This is a genomic window from Microbispora triticiradicis (assembly GCF_005864065.1).
Taxonomy (GTDB): Bacteria; Actinomycetota; Actinomycetes; order Streptosporangiales; family Streptosporangiaceae; genus Microbispora; species Microbispora triticiradicis.
Genome location: NZ_VANP01000001.1, coordinates 324,077 through 342,921, shown reverse-complemented (window position 1 = coordinate 342,921; position 18,845 = coordinate 324,077). Strand labels below are relative to the sequence as shown.

18 protein-coding genes are annotated in these 18,845 nt (G+C 70.9%); 7 read left to right on the top strand and 11 right to left on the bottom strand.

The genetic code is table 11. The features are described 5' to 3' along the window. Positions 1 to 115: 115 nt before the first annotated feature. Together FED44_RS01695 and FED44_RS35550 are read right to left on the bottom strand one after the other, a co-directional pair. The gene (locus FED44_RS01695; RefSeq protein ID WP_117409127.1) at positions 116 to 718 is read right to left on the bottom strand and encodes an HD domain-containing protein; all 603 of its coding nucleotides are present in this window, start codon (positions 716 to 718) and stop codon (positions 116 to 118) included. 139 nt (positions 719 to 857) lie between these two features. After that, positions 858 to 1,019 carry a hypothetical protein gene (locus FED44_RS35550; RefSeq protein WP_165900842.1) on the bottom strand — a complete coding sequence of 54 codons (162 nt, stop codon included), beginning with the start codon at positions 1,017 to 1,019 and terminating at the stop codon, positions 858 to 860. 598 nt (positions 1,020 to 1,617) lie between these two features. Here FED44_RS35550 and FED44_RS01690 point away from each other — a divergent pair. From FED44_RS01690 to FED44_RS01675, 4 genes are all read left to right on the top strand, one after another. After that, positions 1,618 to 2,475 carry a helix-turn-helix domain-containing protein gene (locus FED44_RS01690; protein ID WP_117409128.1) on the top strand — a complete coding sequence of 286 codons (858 nt, stop codon included), beginning with the start codon at positions 1,618 to 1,620 and terminating at the stop codon, positions 2,473 to 2,475. 61 nt (positions 2,476 to 2,536) lie between these two features. Further along, positions 2,537 to 2,743 (top strand): DUF397 domain-containing protein, encoded by a 207-nt coding sequence (locus FED44_RS01685; RefSeq protein WP_117409129.1) that lies wholly within the window; start codon positions 2,537 to 2,539, stop codon positions 2,741 to 2,743. Between the two features lie 167 nt (positions 2,744 to 2,910). Next, positions 2,911 to 4,032, top strand: a complete 1,122-nt coding sequence (locus FED44_RS01680) for a CapA family protein (RefSeq protein WP_117409130.1) — start codon at positions 2,911 to 2,913, stop codon at positions 4,030 to 4,032. Positions 4,033 to 4,190: 158 nt separating this feature from the next. Then, positions 4,191 to 4,841: a TetR/AcrR family transcriptional regulator gene (locus FED44_RS01675; RefSeq protein WP_117409131.1), complete on the top strand. Its 651-nt coding sequence runs from the start codon at positions 4,191 to 4,193 to the stop codon at positions 4,839 to 4,841. A gap of 1 nt (position 4,842) precedes the next feature. On the opposite strand, the gene FED44_RS01670 is transcribed toward FED44_RS01675, so the two are convergent. Beyond that, positions 4,843 to 5,370 carry a hypothetical protein gene (locus FED44_RS01670; RefSeq protein ID WP_138459512.1) on the bottom strand — a complete coding sequence of 176 codons (528 nt, stop codon included), beginning with the start codon at positions 5,368 to 5,370 and terminating at the stop codon, positions 4,843 to 4,845. 161 nt (positions 5,371 to 5,531) lie between these two features. On the opposite strand from FED44_RS01670, the gene FED44_RS01665 reads away from it, so the two are divergent. Continuing rightward, positions 5,532 to 6,071 (top strand): tetratricopeptide repeat protein, encoded by a 540-nt coding sequence (locus FED44_RS01665; RefSeq protein ID WP_316246840.1) that lies wholly within the window; start codon positions 5,532 to 5,534, stop codon positions 6,069 to 6,071. 284 nt (positions 6,072 to 6,355) lie between these two features. Here FED44_RS01665 and FED44_RS01660 read toward each other — a convergent pair whose 3' ends face one another. The 7 genes from FED44_RS01660 to FED44_RS01630 form a co-directional block, all read right to left on the bottom strand. Next, entirely contained in the window at positions 6,356 to 8,086 is a 1,731-nt protein-coding gene (locus FED44_RS01660) for a hypothetical protein (protein ID WP_138459511.1), read from the bottom strand. Between the two features lie 98 nt (positions 8,087 to 8,184). Continuing rightward, a complete protein-coding gene (gene clpB, locus FED44_RS01655; protein WP_138459510.1) occupies positions 8,185 to 10,776 on the bottom strand; it encodes an ATP-dependent chaperone ClpB in 2,592 nt (863 codons plus the stop codon). A 40-nt stretch (positions 10,777 to 10,816) separates the two neighbouring features. Further along, positions 10,817 to 11,164, bottom strand: a complete 348-nt coding sequence (locus FED44_RS01650; RefSeq protein WP_117409136.1) for a heat shock protein transcriptional repressor HspR — start codon at positions 11,162 to 11,164, stop codon at positions 10,817 to 10,819. Between the two features lie 4 nt (positions 11,165 to 11,168). After that, entirely contained in the window at positions 11,169 to 12,344 is a 1,176-nt protein-coding gene (gene dnaJ / locus FED44_RS01645; RefSeq protein WP_117409137.1) for a molecular chaperone DnaJ, read from the bottom strand. A gap of 78 nt (positions 12,345 to 12,422) precedes the next feature. Then, complete coding sequence (grpE, locus tag FED44_RS01640) at positions 12,423 to 13,073, bottom strand: nucleotide exchange factor GrpE (protein ID WP_138459509.1); 651 nt, start codon at positions 13,071 to 13,073, stop codon at positions 12,423 to 12,425. After that, entirely contained in the window at positions 13,070 to 14,944 is a 1,875-nt protein-coding gene (gene dnaK / locus FED44_RS01635; protein ID WP_117409139.1) for a molecular chaperone DnaK, read from the bottom strand. The genes grpE and dnaK overlap by 4 nt, the downstream gene beginning before the upstream one ends. Positions 14,945 to 15,132: 188 nt before the next feature. Next, positions 15,133 to 15,615 (bottom strand): hypothetical protein, encoded by a 483-nt coding sequence (locus FED44_RS01630; RefSeq protein ID WP_117409140.1) that lies wholly within the window; start codon positions 15,613 to 15,615, stop codon positions 15,133 to 15,135. Positions 15,616 to 15,685: 70 nt separating this feature from the next. On the opposite strand from FED44_RS01630, the gene FED44_RS01625 reads away from it, so the two are divergent. Both FED44_RS01625 and FED44_RS01620 read left to right on the top strand, forming a co-directional pair. Next, on the top strand, positions 15,686 to 16,414 hold the full coding sequence (locus FED44_RS01625; protein WP_138459508.1) for an ABC transporter ATP-binding protein: 729 nt from the start codon (positions 15,686 to 15,688) through the stop codon (positions 16,412 to 16,414). Beyond that, positions 16,411 to 17,145 (top strand): ABC transporter permease, encoded by a 735-nt coding sequence (locus FED44_RS01620; protein ID WP_117409142.1) that lies wholly within the window; start codon positions 16,411 to 16,413, stop codon positions 17,143 to 17,145. Before FED44_RS01625 ends, FED44_RS01620 begins: the two co-directional genes overlap by 4 nt. Before the next feature lie 88 nt (positions 17,146 to 17,233). Here the strand turns inward: FED44_RS01620 and FED44_RS01615 are convergent, their stop codons facing one another. Next, a complete protein-coding gene (locus FED44_RS01615) occupies positions 17,234 to 18,805 on the bottom strand; it encodes an alpha/beta hydrolase (protein WP_167521355.1) in 1,572 nt (523 codons plus the stop codon). Positions 18,806 to 18,845 lie beyond the last annotated feature (40 nt).

The window sequence follows — 18,845 nt, the reverse complement described above, 5'->3', positions numbered from 1 at the left end:
CCGGATCACGTACCCGCGCGTCACAGGTGTGAACATGGACAGGAATGAGACGGTATACGCGGGTTTCAGGCGTGCGAGCCCGAGTCCGCGGCGAGAGGGTCAGGGCGCGAGGGGGTCAGGGTGCGAGGTGGCCCCGGGCGACGGAGGCGGCGACGAGCCCGGCGGCGTACTCGCCGAGCGTGGCCGAGCCTTCCTCGATGAGCCGCACCTTCTCCATCACCTGACGGGCGGTCACCTTGTACAGCGACCAGGTGCCGCCCTCGTTGTGGTGGTTCGCGATGATCGGCGCGAGCCGGTCGAGCGCCCTGGCGAACCTCGCCTCCGGCGTGCGCCGCTCCTCGAACTCGTCCCACAGGGACCGCAGGCGCGCTCCCTGGTCCTCCGGCAGCAGCCCGAAGATCCGGTCGGCCGCCGCGCGTTCGAGGGCGGCCTGTCCCTCCACCGCGACGGCGTCGTAGATGAAGGTGTCGCCGGCGTCGATCTCCACGATGTCGTGCACGAGCAGCATGGCCACCACCCTGGCCATGTCGGTGCCGGGAGGCGCGTGCTCGGCCAGGGTCATCGCCATCACGCCCAGATGCCAGGAGTGCTCGGCGTCGTTCTCCCGGCGCGATCCGTCGATGAGAGAGTTCCGGCGGATGACGCGCTTCAGCTTGTCGATCTCGGTGTGGAAGGCGAGTTGGGACTGCAGCCGTTCGTGGATGAGGGCGGTCGTCACCCGCGCAAGCCTAACCGGTCGCCGTCGTCTTCCGCCTGATCCGCGAGCGTGTGCCGCGCCGGGGCGTGCGGCGACGGTGACATCGCGTCACCCGGGTCGCAGCCGTGCACAGCCGTAACGGCGCCACGGCGTCACCGGGTCACGCGCGGAAGAGGCGGCCGACCTCCTCCAGTTCCTGGACGAGGTCGAAGCGGGGATCGCGATACTGCCTGGCGCCGAAGCCGGTGCGGCTGACGGTCCACCTGAGCTCGCGGGCCCACCTGTCCTGCTCGGCGCACAGGGCCAGGTCGGCCGTCGTCATCCGGCTTCTTATCAATGAGAACCAGGCGGCACCGGGGGGATTCATGGGAGACTCCTTCCGGATGGGTGCCAAGCGGAGATCTCGTCGTGCTGAGTTGGTGGCCCTGTTTTCGTAGGCCTGTGTTCGTCGTCCTGAGTTCGCGGCCCTGAGTTCGCAGTCCTGGTTTCAACGAACGGAGAGCGCGCTCCGCGCCCGGAACGGCCCTGTAGTGGAAACTGCTCGCGTGGCGCGAGCGCCGGCCTCGCACGGCCGGGTGTCGAAATCCCGCTGGCCTGGATGCCTCCCGTCGTCACGCGCACCCGAGGCGGCCGGCGCCCCTGCCTTGGAAACGGGCCGGGCGCGTGCCCCGGGTGGGAAACAGGGCTCCGGAGCATTCCGCCGGCGGCCGCCGGCGCCCCCACTGTCCGGAAGACCCTTCCCGCATCGATCGTGACCCAGGTCGCATTCCGCTGCAATAGTTGGCGAAAAGAAATCCGCAACAATCTTCTGCTGATGCAGTGCAATTTTCAGTGCAACTTGCATGAGCGGGCGAGGTATCTTCGGACAGGGCGCTCCGCACCCGCGCGCCCGCCCCACCGGACGAAGGAGGTCGGCCGGGATGCCCGAGCACGGCAGTCCCACCGTCCGGCGGCGGCGGCTGGGGCAGGAACTGCGCCGGCTGCGTGAGCGCGCCGACATGACCGGCGACCAGGTCGCGACCCGGCTCGGCTGGTCCGCGGCGAAGATCAGCAGAATCGAGACGGCGCGCACCTCGCCTCGCGAGAGCGACGTTGAGGCGCTTCTGGTGATCTACATGGTAGATTCGCGCCAACGCCAAGAGCTGCTCGCCCTGCACCGGGACGCGACCCGGAAGGGCTGGTGGGAGGACTATCGCGACTCCCTGCCCAAGGAATACACGACGTTCCTTGGCCTGGAGGCCGAAGCCACAGCGGCACGCGACTGGGAACCCCAGGTGGTGCCGGGTCTGTTTCAGACCGAGGCGTACGTCCGCGCCATGATGGAGAGCGGGCAGCGGAGCACCCTGGAGGCGCCGGGCGGCGTCCGCAGCCGGATCGAGGTCCGGATGGCCCGCCAGCAGGCGGTTCTGCGGGTGGACAATCCGCTGGCCATCTCGGCCGTCGTCGAGGAGTCGGTCCTGCTGCGCCGGTTCGGCGGCAACGAGGTGATGCGGGAGCAGCTCGGGCGGTTGATCGAGGTGTCTGAGCTGCCGAACGTCGAGTTGCGGATCCTCCCGCTCGACGCGGCCCACCCGATCAACACCGGAGCGTTCAGCCACCTCAAACTGCCCGAATTCCATGACGTCGTGTACCTGGAGGCACTCCTGGGCGGGCGTCTGGTCGAGGACGAGACAATCGTCTACCGGTACGAGGTGGCATTCGACTACCTGGAGACGAAGGCCCTTGACGTGGACGACTCCCGCAGGCTTTTGGAAAAAACTGTCCGTCATTGGCGATAGAGCCCCAAGACCGCCCCGGAAATCCGCGCGTGAGAATCTCCGGGGGGAGAGAACACCTTTCATGAACTCGATTGACCTGTCCGGCGCCGCCTGGTGGAAGAGCAGCCGGAGCTCTAACAACTGCGCCTGCGTGGAGGTGGCCGTCCTGCCGGGCGGCCACGTCGGCGTACGCGACAGCAAGAACCAGGATGGTCCGGCGCTCGTTTTCACGCCCGCCGAATGGGACGCGTTCGTCGGCGGCGTCAAGGACGGCGAGTTCGACCTCTGACCGGTTTCTCTGATCGGTTTCTCTGACCGGTTACGGGCCCGCGTACGGCCCGCGTCCCGCGCGGGCGCGAGCCGTACGCGAGTCGTACTCCGGGCGGCGGAGTCTCGGCGGGAACCCGCGGGACGCGCGGGCGGAACGGGAACGCGTCCTCCGCGAGACGGCGGGAGATGGCATGCTCAGGTGCCGTGAGACGTCTTCCCCTCGCCCCGGCCCTGTTCACCCTCCTCGCGTCCTCCCTCCTCGTCGCCGGCTGCAGCGCGGCGGAGAGCGAGTCCGTTCCCGGCGCGTCGCGGCAGGAGCGTCAGGAGACGACGACCACCTCCGCGTCGTCCTCCCCCAAGCCGCAGCGGCGGCCCTACACGATCTCCTTCGCGGGGGACGTGCACTTCGAGGGCGTGCTGCGCAACCGGCTGAACGCCGACCCGCGCACCGCGCTCGGCCCGATCGCCGCCGTGCTGCGCAGGTCGAACCTCACCGCGCTCAACCTCGAGACCGCCATCACCACCGGCGGCACGCCCGCGCCGGGCAAGCAGTTCACCTTCCGCGCCCCGGCGACGGCGTTCACCGCTCTCAAGGCCGCCGGGGTGGACGTCGTGACGATGGCCAACAACCACGGCATGGACTACATGGAGAGCGGCCTGCGCGACACGCTGGCCGCCATCAAGTCGTCGAAGTTCCCGGTCGTCGGCATCGGCGCGAACGAGACCGAGGCGTACCGGCCCTACCGCAGGACGGTCAACGGCAACCGCGTGTCGCTCATCGGCGCCACCCAGGTGCTCGACGAGCAGTTCATCCAGTCCTGGACCGCCGCGGGTGACAAGGGCGGGCTCGCCTCCGCCAAGAACGAGCCGCGCATCCTGCGCGCCGTGCGGCAGGCCCGCAAGAACAGCGACACCGTCATCGTGTTCCTCCACTGGGGCACGGAACTGGTCAAGTGCCCGACACCCGTGCAACGCGGCCTGGCGGACAAGCTCGTGGAGGCGGGAGCCGACGTCGTGGTGGGCAGCCACGCGCACATCCTGCTGGGCGGCGGCTACTCCGGCCAGGCGTACGTGCAGTACGGCCTGGGCAACTTCGCCTTCTACAACTGGGGTCCGCAGACCGGCACGACCGGCGTGCTGACCCTGACCATCAACGGGAGGAAGGTCCTCAAGGACCAGTGGACCCCCGCCCGGATCAACGGCGGTGTGCCCGTTCCGGTCACCGGCGGCGCCAGGGAGCAGGCGGTCGGCGCGTACCGGGCGCTGCGCGGCTGCACCGGCCTGTCGGCCGCGCCGCAGGACTCGTGACGGCGGCGGCACCGGAATCTTGCCGCATTTCCGGCGAGTGGCCGCTAAGCCCTGACCGCGGACCCCGAAACAGGCAAGATGGATGGATGTCCAGCCGGGTGGTGTCGGAGATTGGTGATCCCGTCGTCGAAGGCCGGGGTCCCAGGGGTGGTGAGAGCATGTCGCCGCGCTCGTCGCACGCCGGAGAGCCGCTGCGGCGGCGGCCCGCGCAGCGTCGTAGCGTCCGCAGGGTGGAGCGGATGCTCGACGCCTGCGCGGAACTGCTCGACGAGGGCGGGTACGACGCCCTCACGACCACCCGGGTCGCCGAGCGGGCCGGGGTGGCCATCGGTTCGGTCTACCAGTTCTTCCCCGACAAGCGGGCGCTCAGCCAGGCACTCGCCCGGCGCAACGCCGAGTTGTTCGCCGCGCGGGTCGGGCGCCGCTTCATGATCGAGGATTACACGGGCTGGTGGGACGCGGTCGACGCCATCATCGACGAGTACGTCGAGATGCACCGGAGCGTGCCGGGTTTCCGCTCGTTGCACTTCGGCGACGTCTTCGACCTCGACCTGCTCGACTCCGTCGCGGACAACAGCACGGTGATCGCCGGACGCCTCCGCGCGCTGCTGCTGACGGAATTCGGGCTCGCCGACGGCGAGGATTTGGACCGTGCCATTCTCGTCGCGGTGGAGGCCGGGGACGCGGTGCTCAAGCTCGCCTTCCGCCATGACCCGCACGGCGACCCCGTGATCGTGACCGAGGCCAAGCAACTCGTGCGCGGATACCTCTCGCGGCAGCTCGCCGCCGCCGAGTCGCGGCGGCGGTGACTCACTCCTCTGGACGGGCGGGCTCGGACGGGGCCTGGGGCCCGGGCATGACGCGCGGATCGACGGCCCGGGGGTAGATCGCGCGCGGATCGAGGGCCCCCGGGTGGATCGCGCGGGGGTCGACGGCGCCGGGGCCGGTGACACGGGGGTTGGCGACACCGGGGCTTGTGACACGGGGGCCGGTGATGCCGGGCGCCTCGATGGAGGGCAGCAGCCCGGGCGAGTTGCCCGGCACGTACGCGGTGTTCTGCCACGAGCGGGTGTGGGTGCGCGGGGGGATCATCAGCTGGCGCGCGTCGTCGTCGTCCACCTGAAGCGGGGATCGCCCACCGGACTCTCCGGCGCGGCACCGCAGCGCCGCGGGCTCGATCGTGAGTTCCATCATCCGCAACTGCGCCTGCAGCCGGGCGAGTTCGGCGCGAGCCTGACCGAGCGCCTCGTACTGCGCCGTGAGGTAACCGGCGACACCCGGGACCACGGCGGCGAGCACCGTTGCGGAGGCGAGAGTCAGGATCACTCGCTTGGACATGCTGGACGCTCCTCGCCAGGGCTCGAATGCGCAGGCGTGGTGCGATATGCCCGTCTATCTGCAGAGAAAAGCGCATAGTAGTGGAAGGTCTACTAATCGTTGCTTCGTCAATGCCTGGCGTTGCCCTGCGAAACGAGGCTCGGGTCGGTAGCCTCGGCACTGTGGCACATGTGACAAATGAGCAGGTGGACCGTCTGCTCGAACAGGCCCTGCTGCTCGATGACCACGGTGCCCTCGCCCGTCGCCTCGACGCGCTGGCCCAGGGGTACGAGTCGGGCGAGATGTCGAGGGCGGCGATCCTCATGCTCGCGGCGGAGGAGTGGCGCCAGGCCGGCCAGCCGGCCGCCGCGCTGGACCGCTACCAGAGCGCCATCGAGGACGGGGGTGAGGTGCAGGTGGATCCACGCGCCGGCATCGCCGACACCCTGTTCGAGCTGGACCGGCCGGACGAGGCCAGAGCGTTGATCGCGGCGATCCGGGCGGGTGACTGGAACCCGGCCACCGCGCTCACCATCGCCGAGACCCTGGTCGCGTACGGCGACGCGGAGGCGGCGCACGACTGGGCCACCGAAGGCGTCCGCGCCTGCGGCCCCACCGGTTCGGGCATCCGCGACTCGCTGCTGCGCACCCGCTACCGCATCCGGGTCGATCTCGGGCTGCCCGAGGACGACCTCGACGCCCTCCTCGACATCACCCGCTGAGCCGCCGACCGCCCGTATCCCGGCGACGAATCCGTGGTGGTTCCCTGAGAGCTCCGGCATCCCGGGAACGAGGTGTCACGGCTGCCGAAGCGGAGCGCCGTGAACGACCCCGGTACGGGTCGCGCGTGGCATCGGTGTCCCCGGGACGAGATAGGGGCCGCGTGTCAGTCACGGCTTCTCGAAGCGGAGCGCCGTAGCCGGTCGCGGTCGGTCGCCGGTGAGCACTGCTGTCCTGGGAACGAGAAAGGGGCCGTGTATCACGGCCCCCTTTGTCGTGTGCCGGGTCAGGGCAGGATCCTGTTCCCGGTCGCGGCGGCGAAGTCGGTCACCCCGTGCGTGCCCGTCGCCCTGGTGAGGGCGGCAGGGGTGGTGATGTCGCCGCCCTGCGGGTGCGCGGCGGCCCGGGGGTACTCGCGCGGCTGGAGACGCGGAACGCGTCTGCCGCCCACCGTTTCAGGCTGGACGGCCGGTGCGATCTTCCTGCCCGGTGCTGCCTTGCCCTGTCCTGCCTTGCCCTGCGCCGCTCTGTCCTGGCCTGCGGCCTGAGGCCTACCGGCCTGGGCCGGTGCGGCGGCGTCGTCGCGCTGACGCCTGTGCCCGGCGCCGTTCTTCCGCTCGGTCGCCGTCCCGGTGTCCTCCTGGGCCGCGCTCGCCGGCCGGCCCGCCTGGTTCGCAGCCTGCTCCGGCGTCCCGTCCTGCTTGTGGGGATGGTGCCTGCGGTGCGGGTGCTTGCGTGGGAAGGTCTCGGTGGTCTGCTCCTGACCGGAGGCGCCGCTCTGGGAACTGGTGCTGACGGTGCTGCTCTGTGGCGTCAGTCCGGCCTGCTCGGCGGGGCGTGCGGCGGACCCCTGCCCGGCGGGGTTCTGCCCCGCGGGGTTGTGGGCGACCGGGTTGTGGGCGGCGGTGTTGTGGGCTGGGGTGCTGTGGGCGGCGCGGCTCTGCCCGCCGGCGTTGCCCGCCTCTTCCTCCGGCCTCGGGTGCCGACGCGCCCGCGGCCGCCCCTCGGTGAGGGGACGCACCCGCTCCTGCTCGGCCGGCTCGCCGCGTAGTCCCTGCGGTGCCTGCGGCGGGCAGGCCGCGTCCGAGGCGCTGGGCCTGGCGGGCGCGACGGCGAGGAGCGGAACGGCGCTCCTGGCGGGAAGCAGCGTGCCGGAGTTCGCGACAGGCGCGGTGGCCGGCACACGCGACCCCGCCACGGTCGCCGCCGGTGCCGTGAGCGACCTCGCGGGCGACGAGAGGGCCGAGGCGCCCGCGGCGAGCGGCTTCGTGGCCGACGGAAGCCCGGACGTGCCAAGGGATATCGGCTTCGTCGACGACGGGAGGACCGATGTGCCGGCGGAGATCGGCTTCGCCGCTGACGGAGCGGTGGCCAGGCCGACGGGGAGAGACTTCGCCGGTACGCCGGCCGCCGCCGGGGTGGTCGCGCCGCCGACGGCGCCGGGAACACCAGTCGCGCCGCCGACGGCGCCGGGAGCACCCGCCGCACGACCGCCGACCGCGCCGACCGTACCGGCCGTGCCGGGCACGCGGACCGGCGCGGCTCCGGCGGCCGGTGCGTTTCCGGTCCTCGGCACCAGGCCCGTCAGCGCCCTGGCGGACGACGTGCCCGGCAGCGCCCGAGGAGCGGTCAGGGCCGGCAGGACGGGTTTGGCCGCCACCCCGGCCGGATCCGGGACGGGCCTGCCGGGAAGCGAGCGGTGCCCCTGCCCGGCGGCGGATCCGGCGGCGTCCGCGATGCTCAGCACGCCCGCCGCCGGGGCCAGGGTGGCCGGAACGCCCCTCACATTCCGGTCCGTGGCCTGGCGCCGCGCGATCTCGTGACGCGTGACGCCCTGGTCCGTGCTGTCACGGCCTGTGGCGTCGTGGCCCGTGACGTCGTGGTTTCGGGGACGGCAGGCGTCGGACGACGCGCCGTCCTTCGCCATCGCCGTGCCCCAGGTCAGCCAGCTCACTCCGGCGGTGACCGCCGCGAGTGCCGCGCACCGCCCTCGAATACTTCGTGATGTCCTGGACATCCACGTCCCCCCTGATCGCGTACGGTAGTCCGACGAACGCCGAACGTAGCAGCGAGGGAAAAGGGCGGGGCGCGCTTGCCGCAATGGTGGAGAAGACCTTACCGAGCGGGCCCGATCTTCAGCGTGTCTCCTGCCTCGTCGAAGTCGACGATTACCTCGTCGCCGTCCCGGATGGCTCCCGAGAGCAGTTCCTTGGCGAGCCGGTCGCCGATCGCCGACTGGATCAGGCGGCGCAGCGGGCGCGCGCCGTACAGCGGGTCGTAGCCGGTCAGCGCGAGCCAGTCCCGGGCGGCGGGGGTGACCGTCAGCCTCAGCCGCCGGTCGGACAGCCTCTTGGCGAGCCGGGCGACCTGCAGGTCCACGATCTGCGACAGCTCCTCGGTGCCCAGCGCGTCGAACACGATGATGTCGTCGAGCCGGTTGAGGAACTCGGGCTTGAACGAGGCCCGCACCGCGTTCAGCACCGCCTCGCGCTTGGTCTCGCCCTCCATCGTGGGATCGACGAGGAACTGCGAGCCGATGTTCGAGGTGAGGATCAGGATGGTGTTGCGGAAGTCGACCGTGCGACCCTGCCCGTCGGTGAGGCGGCCGTCGTCAAGCACCTGGAGCAGGATGTCGAAGACCTCGGGGTGGGCCTTCTCGATCTCGTCCAGCAGCACCACCGTGTACGGCCTGCGCCGTACGGCCTCGGTGAGCTGGCCGCCCTCCTCGTACCCGACGTAACCGGGCGGCGCGCCGACCAGCCGGGCGACGCTGTGCTTCTCGCCGTACTCGCTCATGTCGATGCGGGTCATGGCCCGCTCGTCGTCGAACAGGAACTCGGCGAGCGCCTTGGCCAGTTCGGTCTTGCCTACGCCGGTCGGGCCGAGGAACAGGAAGGAGCCGGTCGGCCGGTCGGGGTCGGCGATGCCGGCCCGGGCCCGCCGTACGGCGTCGGAGACGGCCTGCACGGCCTCACGCTGGCCGATGAGGCGCCTTCCGAGCTCGTCCTCCATCCGCAGCAGCTTGGCGGTCTCGCCCTCCAGCAGCCGCCCGGCGGGGATGCCGGTCCACGAGGAGATGACCTCGGCGATGTCGTCGGGGCCGACCTCCTCCTTCACCATCGGCTCGGCCTCGGCCTCCGCCGACTCGGCGGCCCTGGTGGCCTCGGCGAGCTCCTTCTCCAGGCGGGGCACGTCGCCGTACATGAGCCGGGACGCGGCCTCGAAGTCGCCGTCGCGCTGGGCCCGCTCGGCCGCGCCACGCGCCTCGTCGAGCTGCTTCTTCAGCTCGCCGACCTTGTTGAGGCCGGCCTTCTCCCGCTCCCACCGGCTGACCAGAGCGTTGAGGTCCTCCTGGCGGTTGGCCAGCTCCTCGCGGAGCTTCTCCAGGCGCTGGCGGCTGGCCTCGTCGGTCTCCTTCGCGAGCGCGAGCTCCTCCATCTTCAGGCGGTCAACGCTCCGCTGGAGCTGGTCGATCTCCACCGGCCGCGAGTCGATCTCCATGCGCAGCCGCGACATCGACTCGTCCACCAGGTCGATGGCCTTGTCGGGCAGGTAGCGCGCGGTGATGTAGCGGTCGGAGAGCGTCGCGGCGGCGACCAGCGCGCTGTCGGAGATCTGCACCTGGTGGTGGGCCTCGTAGCGGCCCTTGAGCCCGCGCAGGATCGCGATCGTGTCCTCGACGGTCGGCTCGCCGACGTAGACCTGCTGGAAGCGCCGCTCCAGCGCCGGGTCCTTCTCGATGCGCTCGCGGTACTCGTCGAGCGTGGTGGCGCCGATCATCCGCAGCTCGCCGCGGGCCAGCATGGGCTTGAGCATGTTGCCCGCGTCCATCGCGCCCTCGGCCGCGCCCGCGCCGACCATCGTGTGCAGCTCGTCGATGAACGTCACGATCTGGCCGTTGCTCTCCTTGATCTCGGTGAGCACGGCCTTGAGGCGCTCCTCGAACTCGCCGCGGTACTTCGCGCCCGCGACCATCGCGCCGAGGTCGAGCGCCACGAGACGCTTGTTGCGCAGGCTCTCGGGCACGTCGCCCGCGACGATCCGCTGGGCGAGGCCCTCCACCACGGCGGTCTTGCCGACGCCGGGCTCGCCGATCAGCACGGGGTTGTTCTTGGTGCGGCGCGACAGCACCTGGACGACCCGGCGGATCTCGCTGTCGCGGCCGATGACCGGGTCGAGCTTGCCCGCCCTCGCCGCCTCGGTGAGGTCGACGCCGTACTTCTCCAGCGCCTGGTAGGTGTCCTCCGGCGTCTCGCTGGTCACCCGGGCGTGCCCGCGGACCTTCTCGAACGCCTCCAGCAGCGCGTCGGGGGTGGCGCCCACGCCCTTCAGCAGGTCGGCGACCTGTCCTCCGTCGGTCGCCAGCCCGACCAGCAGGTGCTCGGTCGAGACGTACTCGTCTTCGAGCTGCTTGGCCCGCTGCGCGGCCGTGTTGATCACGGTCAGCAGCTGCCGGGAGCTGGACGGAGCGCTCACGGTGGAGCCCTGCGCCTTGGGCAGCCGGCTCAGCAGTTCCTCGGCCTGGGCGCGCAGCCTCGCCGGGTCAGCGCCGACGGCCTGCAGCAGCGAGGCGGCGATGCCGCCGTTCTGCGCCAGCAGGGTCGTCAGGAGGTGGGCGGGCGCCACCTCGGGATTGCCGTCGGCCGCGGCGCGGCGCACGGCCGCCGACAGGGCCTCCTGGCTCTTCTGGGTGAACTTGTAGTCCATATGACGATGCCTCGATTCCCCGTTAAGGCAGGTGGCAGGTTCAGGCAGGTGGCAGTTCGTAGCGGACCAGTGCCCGCACCATCGTGAGCTCGCCCCGCAGCCGCGTGACCTCCTCGCGCAGGCGCAGGTTCTCCGTCTCCAGTTCGAGAATCCGCTTGATGCCGGCGAGGTTGATGCCGTGCTCCTGGGAGAGCCGCTGGACCTCGCGCAGCAGCACGATGTCCCGGGTGGAGTACAGCCGTCCCCGCCCCGCCGTACGGCCGGGGCTGACGAGGCCGAGCCGGTCGTACTGGCGGAGCGTCTGCGGATGCAGCCCGGACAGCTGGGCGGCCACGGAGATCACATAGACAGGTGTGTCGTCGGAGATGTCGAAAAACCTGGCATCCATCGGCTCACTCGCTTCTGGCCTGCTTGATCAGCTCTTCGCGGAGGTCCGGCCCCTCGGTCGCGTTCCTGAACTCCTCAAGGGCCGCGCGGGCCTTGTCGTCCAGGTTCTGCGGCACCATCACCTGGACGGTGACCAGCAGATCGGCCTTGGTGCCGTCCTTGCGCGGGGCCCCGCGCCCGCGCACCCGGAAGGTCCGCCCGTTCGGCGTGCCCTCGGGGATTCGGAGGGTCACCGGCATGCCCTTGAGCGTCGGCACCTTGATCTCGGCGCCGAGCGCGGCCTCGGGGAAGGTGACGGGGACCGTGACGGTCAGGTTCTCCCCGCTGCGGCCGAACACCGGGTGCGGCTTCACGTGCACCAGCACGTAGAGGTCGCCGGCCGGGCCGCCGTTCTCACCCGGCGCGCCCTTGCCCTTGATCCTAATGCGCTGGCCGTCGCCGACCCCGGCGGGAATGCGCGCCTGGATCGTGCGGGTGCTCTTGCCGCGCCCGCTGCCCTCGCAGACGGGGCAGGGGTCGTCGACCACCAGGCCCCGGCCGCGGCAGTCGCGGCACGGCTCGGAGAAGGCGAAGTTGCCGAGGTTGCGGCTGGCGGCCCCGGTTCCCTCGCAGGTCGGGCAGACCCTCGGCGTGGTGCCGGCCTTCGCCCCCGTGCCGCCGCAGGCCGCGCAGGCGGACGAACTGGTGAGCCGGAGCGACACCGTGGTGCCGTCGACCGCCTCGCCGAAGGCGAGCGTCACCTCGGACTCGACGTCCTGGCCGCGCCGTGGCCGGCCGGTGGTGGTGGTCGTGCGCGGGCCGCCGCCCCGGTTGAACAGCCCGCCGAAGAGGTCCCCGATCCGTTCGCCCGAACCCGAGCCCCCGAACAGGTCGCCGAGGTCGAAGTTGAAGCTGCCGCCGCCTGGCCGCTGGCCACCCGCGCCGGTGAACCCGCCCACGCCGGACCCGAACAGCGTGCGCGCCTCGTCGTACTCCTTGCGCCGCTTGGCGTCGGAGAGCACGTCGTAGGCCGCGGAGACCTCCTTGAACTTCTCCTCGGTCTGCTTGTTGCCGGGGTTCGCGTCGGGGTGGTACTGCCGGGCGAGCTTGCGGTACGCCTTCTTGATTTCCTCGGCGCTCGCGGTCTTGGGCACACCAAGGACGGCGTAGTAGTCCTTTTCCAAGTAGTCCTTGGTGCTCATCTATCGCTTCCTTCACACGAAAGGGGAGTGACTGAGGTCTCTCCCGATCCTTCCCGATCGGGAGAGACCCCGGGCTGTTCAGTTCTCGTCGGATCCATCGGCGGCGCCGGAGTCGTCCGCCGCGTCGCGCGGCGCCTCCTCCTCGCTCGGCTCGGCGACGGCCACCCGGGCCGGGCGCAGGATCCGGTCGTTGATCCGGTAGCCCGGCTGGAGGATCTCGACGCACGTCGGCTCCGTCACCTCCGCCGAGTAGCTGTGCAGCAGGGCCTCGTGCACGGTCGGGTCGAAGGGGTCGCCCTTCGTGCCGTACGTGGCCAGGCCCAGCTTGCCGACGGCCGCCTCCAGCGACTCGCTCACCTTCGCGAAGCCGCCGGTGAGCTCGCCGTGGTCGCGGGCGCGCCCGATGTCGTCGAGCACCGGCAGCAACTCGGTGAGCACGCTCGCGACGGCCTGCTCCTTGACGGTGATCCGGTCGCGCTCGACCCGCTTGCGGTAGTTGCTGAACTCCGCCTGCAGGCGCTGGAGATCGGCGGTGCGCTCGGCGAGCAGGTCCGCGGCGGACCCGTCGGCCGTCACGGCCTCGGGCTCCTGGGCGACGGAGGAGGACTCCTCCTGCGCCACGCCGTCATCCGCCGTGGTGGCCTCGCGGGCCCTGCCGGTCTCCGGGTCGATCTTGCGGTTGTCGCGGATCACCGGCTCCTCCCCGGAACCGTTCTCACGCGGGCTCACTTGGTGCCGCCCTCCCGCTCGTCGTCGACGATCTCGGCCTCGACGACGTCCTCGTCGGCCTTCGCCTGCTGGCCGCCCGCACCGGCGTCCGCGCCGGGCGCGGCGCCCTCGGCTCCGGCCGCCTGGGACTGGGCGTAGATCGCCGAGCCCATCTTCTGGCTGACGGTCGCGAGCTTCTCGGCGGAGTCGCGGATGACGGCCGTGTCGGTGCCCTCCAGCGCCTTCTTCAGCTCGGCGAGGGAGTCGTTGACCTCGGTCTTCACGTCGGCCGGGACCTTGTCGTCGTTCTCGCGGAGGAACTTCTCCGTCTGGTAGGCCAGCGCGTCCGCGTTGTTGCGGACCTCGGCGTCCTCGCGGCGCTTCCGGTCGTCCTCTGCGTAGGACTCCGCCTCGCGCATCATCCGCTCGATGTCGTCCTTGCCCAGGGCCGAGCCGCCGGTGATGGTCATCGACTGCTCCTTGCCCGTGCCGAGGTCCTTCGCCGACACGTTCACGATGCCGTTGGCGTCGATGTCGAAGGTGACCTCGATCTGCGGGATGCCGCGCGGCGCCGGGGCGATGCCGGTCAGCTCGAAGGTGGCGAGCTTCTTGTTGTAGGCCGCGATCTCACGCTCGCCCTGGTAGACCTGGATCTGCACCGACGGCTGGTTGTCCTCGGCCGTGGTGAAGACCTCCGAGCGCTTGGTCGGGATCGTCGTGTTGCGCTCGATGATCTTGGTGAAGATCCCGCCCTTGGTCTCGATGCCGAGGCTCAGCGGGGTCACGTCGAGCAGCAGGACGTCCTTGACCTCGCCCTTGAGGACACCGGCCTGGAGCGCGGCGCCGATGGCGACGACCTCGTCCGGGTTCACGCCCTTGTTGGGCTCCTTGCCGCCGGTCAGCTCCTTGACCAGCTCGGAGACGGCCGGCATGCGGGTCGATCCGCCGACCAGCACGACGTGGGCGATGTCGGAGACCTTGACGCCCGCGTCCTTGATGACCTGGTGGAAGGGGCCCTTGCAGCGTTCGAGCAGGTCGGCGGTGATCCGCTGGAACTCCGCCCGGGTCAGCTTCTCCTCCAGGTGCAGCGGGCCCTCGGAGGAGGCGGTGATGTAGGGCAGGTTGATCGTGGTCTCGGTCTGCGCCGACAGCTCGATCTTCGCCTTCTCGGCCGCCTCGCGCAGGCGCTGGAGGGCCATCTTGTCCTTGGCCAGGTCGACCCCGTGCGCGTTCTTGAAGCGGGTCACCAGTTCGTCGACGACGCGCTGGTCCCAGTCGTCGCCGCCGAGGTGGTTGTCGCCGCTGGTCGCCTTGACCTCGACGAACCCGTGCCCGTCCTCCTGGCCGACGTCGAGCAGGGACACGTCGAAGGTGCCGCCGCCGAGGTCGAAGACCAGGATGGTCTGGTCCTTCTCCTTGTCCAGGCCGTAGGCCAGGGCCGCGGAGGTGGGCTCGTTGATGATGCGCAGCACGTTGAGGCCCGCGATCTGGCCGGCCTCCTTGGTGGCCTGCCGCTGCGAGTCGTTGAAGTAGGCGGGAACGGTGATCACTGCGTCAGTGATCTTCTCGCCCAGGTACGCCTCCGCGTCCTGCTTGAGCTTCTGCAGGACGAAAGCGCTGATCTGCTGGGGCGTGAACTTCTTGCCGTCGATCTCGACGGTCCAGTTCGTGCCCATCTCACGCTTGACCGAGCGGATGGTGCGGTCGACGTTGGTCACCGCCTGCCGCTTGGCCACCTCGCCGACGAGGACCTCTCCGTTCTTCGCGAACGCGACCACGGACGGCGTGGTCCGCGACCCCTGCGCGTTCGCGATGACCGTGGGCTCGCCGCCCTCGAGAATCGAGACGACGGAGTTGGTCGTCCCCAGGTCGATACCTACCGCACGTGCCATGAGTACGTCCTTGTAGTCAAAGTTGAGTCGGTCAGACTCAAATGATGGACCCGATCCGGGTTCCTGTCAAACGTCTTGAGTCTACGAGGCTCAACCCCGAGGCGCGCGGATTTAGTCCCCGCATCCGCGATTCCGCACCACGTCCGCGCCTGCCCCATCCAGGGCGAAGCTCACGGCCCGGCTTCGCCCTACTTGGCGCCGTCCACCACCTTCCGGTCGCCCAGAGGGGACTCGAGCCGCACCTGCGTGGTCTTCCGGATGGCGATCGCGATGCAGACGGCGTCGGGGGAGCGCCGGTCCTGCCCCTCGTACACGGTGACCGTCACCTCGCGCGCGGTCTCCTTCACGTCGACGTGGTCGAGCACCTGGCAGGGCTCCACGCCCGACCACCACACGACGTCGAGAGAGCGGCCGCCGTCCGCGGGCGTGGCGCTCTCCCACGGGACCGCGCGCGTGTTCAGGGTGGGCCCCGCCGGGGTCACGGGGGACGCGGAGGCGCCGGGCGCGACGGTCCCGGCCCCCGGCGGGACCACCGGAGCCGGAGCCGACTGGGGACCCGTCCCGGCGCCGGAGGGCGAGCCCTCCGGCTGCTCGGGGTGGGCCGAGGTGGAGGACGCCCCTCCGCAGGCGACCGCCAGGAACAGGAGGGCCACGAGCCAGAGCTTTCTCATGTCCCTTACACGGCTGTCAAGCGCCGGTGGTTCATTGACGTGCCGGGCTGCGCGGGCTTAATTTCATCACATGATGAATTTATCGGCTCCCGCGATCGCCGTACGCGGTCTGCGGGTGTCCAGAGGTGGGGCGGAAGTGCTGCACGGGCTGACCTTCGAGGTGCCCCGAGGCCAGGTCACCGGGCTGCTCGGGCCGAGCGGCTGCGGCAAGACGACGCTGATGCGGGCGGTCGTCGGGGTCCAGGTCGTCTCAGGCGGGGAGGTGACCGTGCTCGGCGAGCCCGCCGGGAGCGCGGGCCTGCGGCGCAGGATCGGCTACTCGACCCAGAGCCCGGCCGTCTACCGCGACCTGACGGTGCTGGAGAACCTCCGCTACTTCGCCGCCGTGCTCGGGGCGCCGAAGGACGACCCCGAGCGGGTGCTGGCCGAGGTGGGGCTCGCGGACGCCGCCCACCAGCTCGGCGCCACCCTCTCGGGCGGTCAGCTCAACCGGGCCGGGCTCGCGGTGGCCATGCTCGGCCGGCCCGAGCTGCTCGTGCTCGACGAGCCGACCGTCGGGCTCGACCCGGTGCTGCGGCAGGAGCTGTGGGCGCTGTTCCACCGCCTCGCCGAGCGCGGGGCGACGCTCCTCGTCTCCAGCCACGTCATGGACGAGGCCGCGCGCTGCGAGCGGCTGGTCGTGCTGCGCCAGGGGGAGATCCTCGCCGACGACACCCCCGACGGGCTGCGCGGGCGCACCCGCACGTCCGATCTGGAGGAGGCGTTCCTGCGCCTGATCGCCGAGAGGGCCGCGGCATGAGCCTCGTGATCACTCTCGCCACCGCGCGCCGCATCCTGACCCAGCTCCGCCACGACAGGCGCACCGTCGCGCTGATGGTGCTCGTGCCGACGCTGGTGATGATCCTGCTGTACTACGTGATCGACGACCAGCGGGCGTTCGGCCGGTTCGCTCCGGTCCTGCTGTGCGTGTTCCCGTTCCTGGTGATGTTCCTCGTCACCTCGATCGCCACCCTGCGCGAGCGTACGTCGGGGACGCTGGAGCGGCTCATGGCGATGCCGCTCGGGCGGCTCGACCTCCTGCTCGGGTACGGCCTCGCCTTCGGCCTGGCGGCCTGCGTCCAGGTGGCGCTGGCGCTGGCGGTCTCCCTCACCTGGCTCGGCCTGGACATCCCGGGCCCCCTGTGGCCGCTGGTGCTCGTCGCGCTGCTCGACGCCCTGCTCGGCACCGCGCTCGGCCTACTGTGCAGCGCGTTCGCCCGTACGGAGTTCCAGGCCGTGCAGCTGATGCCGGTCGTCATGATCCCCCAGGTGCTGCTCGGGGGGATCCTCGTGCCACGCGGCCGGATGACGCCCGTGCTCGAATGGATCTCCGACGTCCTGCCCATGTCGTATGCGATCGAGGCGATGGCGCACGCCTGCGCGGACACCGGCCCGGGCGGCGAGTTCTGGCGCGACGTGGCCCTGGTCGCCGGGTCGGCCGTGCTCGCGCTCCTCCTCGGCGCCGTGACGCTGCGCCGCCGTACGCCGTGAAGCGGCGCCCGGAGACGGACGGGCCCCCGGCCTGTCACAGGCCGGGGGCTCGCCGTGGGGGGTGTATCGGGGGGTGGGCCGGGAGAGGTCAGCGTTCGCCGGGCACCCAGTCGTCGATCTGCGTGGGCGTCGCGTTCATCGCGGCGGCCCGGGCCGGCGGAACCGGGTCGGCGAACGGCTCGCAGTGCAGGTCCGGCCCCGGACGGCTCGCGGGCAGCGTGCCGTCGGTCAGGTAGGCCTTCCAGGCGTCGTCGACGCAGGCGTTGCCCCGTCCGGTCAGGCCGTGGTTGCCGCCGCCGTCCATGACGACGAGGCGCGAGTTCGGGAAGCGCCTGTGCATCTCGACCCCGCCCTCGTACGGAGTGGCGCCGTCCTTGGTGTCCTGGAAGAACAGCGCGTTCTTGACGAGCCGGCCGTCGATCCGCTGCTCGTGCGCCGTGCGCACCGGCCAGAAGGCGCACTGCGCGTTGAACCAGGCGTTGCCCCAGCTCAAGAAGGGCGCGGCGCGGTACGACTGCCACATGTCGCGGTGCCACCTGGGCCAGTCGCGCGGCCAGCTCGCGTCGGAGCACTCGACCGCGGAGTAGACGGCGAACGTGTTGTCGTCGCCGCTGGAGTCGCCGTACGTGCCGTAGGCGGCGAGGAGCGGAGCCGCCTCACCGGCGGTCAGATACCGGGACAGCGCGTTCGCGAGCAGCGGCCAGCGGCTCTTGAGGTAGCCGCCCGCAAGGTAGGTGTCGTCGAACTCGTCCGGCCCGACCCGGCCCTCCGCGGGGGTGTCCTTCAGCTTGGCGCGGGCCGCGTAGAACGCCTTCTCCACCTCGTCGCCGGTGGTGCCGAGGTGGTAGGTCGAGTCGTACTGGGCGATCCAGGCGAAGAAGTCCTTGGCGCGGCCCTCGAACGCGTGGTTCTGGTCGATGTTGGCCTCGTACCAAACCCGCGAGGGGTTGACGATGCTGTCCAGCACGAGCCGGCGGACCCTGTTCGGGAACAGCGTCGCGTACGTCGCGCCGAGGTAGGTGCCGTAGGAGTAGCCGACGTAGCTGATCTGCTCCTGGCCGAGGGCCTTGCGGATCTGGTCCATGTCGTTGGCCGCGTCGGCCGTGGTCATGTTCTTGAGCAGGTCGCCGTAGATCCGGCCGCACGCCTCCGCGTAGTTCCGGGAGCGCTGGGCCCAGGCCAGCTCCTCGGTGATGTTCGCGGGCACGTAGTCGGGCCGCACCGGGTCGGCGAAGTGCGGGTCGCAGCTCAGCGAGGGCTCGCTGGAGCCGACGCCGCGCGGGTCGAAGCCGATCAGGTCGTACTGCGCGGCGAGCGTGGGCCCCAGCCGCGTCTGCATGACCGCCGGGTACGCGAGACCGCTGCCGCCGGGGCCGCCGGGGTTGAACAGGATCACGCCCTGGTAGTGGGCCGTGTCCGTCGCCTTCCTGCGGGAGACCGCGATCTTGATCTTCTCGCCCTTGGGACGTCTGTAGTCCAGGGGCACCTCGATCTTCGTGCACTCGACGCCCGTGGGCAGGCCCTCGCACTGGGTCCACTGCGGCGCGGGAGCCGGCGGCGCGTGCTCGGCGCCCGGGGGTGCGCCGGCCGCGGGCGACGCGGCCAGCACGCCGCTCAGACTCAGGCCGGCGGCGGCCAGCGCAACGAGGATCTTCTTCACGTGCACCCCTTCGGCGCCGGTGGCCCCGTCGATGGAGCCG

What these genes read in the sequence shown, in the direction of transcription:
- FED44_RS01660 (WP_138459511.1), bottom strand. Translation starts at nt 8,086, where the DNA reads ATGTCCAGGACATCACGAAGTATTCGAGGGCGGTGCGCGGCACTCGCG.
- dnaJ (WP_117409137.1), bottom strand. Translation starts at nt 12,344, where the DNA reads ATGAGCACCAAGGACTACTTGGAAAAGGACTACTACGCCGTCCTTGGT.
- FED44_RS01680 (WP_117409130.1), top strand. Translation starts at nt 2,911, where the DNA reads ATGGCATGCTCAGGTGCCGTGAGACGTCTTCCCCTCGCCCCGGCCCTG.
- FED44_RS01685 (WP_117409129.1), top strand. Translation starts at nt 2,537, where the DNA reads ATGAACTCGATTGACCTGTCCGGCGCCGCCTGGTGGAAGAGCAGCCGG.
- FED44_RS35550 (WP_165900842.1), bottom strand. Translation starts at nt 1,019, where the DNA reads ATGACGACGGCCGACCTGGCCCTGTGCGCCGAGCAGGACAGGTGGGCC.
- FED44_RS01670 (WP_138459512.1), bottom strand. Translation starts at nt 5,370, where the DNA reads ATGTCCAAGCGAGTGATCCTGACTCTCGCCTCCGCAACGGTGCTCGCC.
- FED44_RS01650 (WP_117409136.1), bottom strand. Translation starts at nt 11,164, where the DNA reads ATGGATGCCAGGTTTTTCGACATCTCCGACGACACACCTGTCTATGTG.
- clpB (WP_138459510.1), bottom strand. Translation starts at nt 10,776, where the DNA reads ATGGACTACAAGTTCACCCAGAAGAGCCAGGAGGCCCTGTCGGCGGCC.
- FED44_RS01630 (WP_117409140.1), bottom strand. Translation starts at nt 15,615, where the DNA reads ATGAGAAAGCTCTGGCTCGTGGCCCTCCTGTTCCTGGCGGTCGCCTGC.
- FED44_RS01620 (WP_117409142.1), top strand. Translation starts at nt 16,411, where the DNA reads ATGAGCCTCGTGATCACTCTCGCCACCGCGCGCCGCATCCTGACCCAG.
- FED44_RS01690 (WP_117409128.1), top strand. Translation starts at nt 1,618, where the DNA reads ATGCCCGAGCACGGCAGTCCCACCGTCCGGCGGCGGCGGCTGGGGCAG.
- dnaK (WP_117409139.1), bottom strand. Translation starts at nt 14,944, where the DNA reads ATGGCACGTGCGGTAGGTATCGACCTGGGGACGACCAACTCCGTCGTC.
- FED44_RS01625 (WP_138459508.1), top strand. Translation starts at nt 15,686, where the DNA reads ATGATGAATTTATCGGCTCCCGCGATCGCCGTACGCGGTCTGCGGGTG.
- FED44_RS01675 (WP_117409131.1), top strand. Translation starts at nt 4,191, where the DNA reads ATGTCGCCGCGCTCGTCGCACGCCGGAGAGCCGCTGCGGCGGCGGCCC.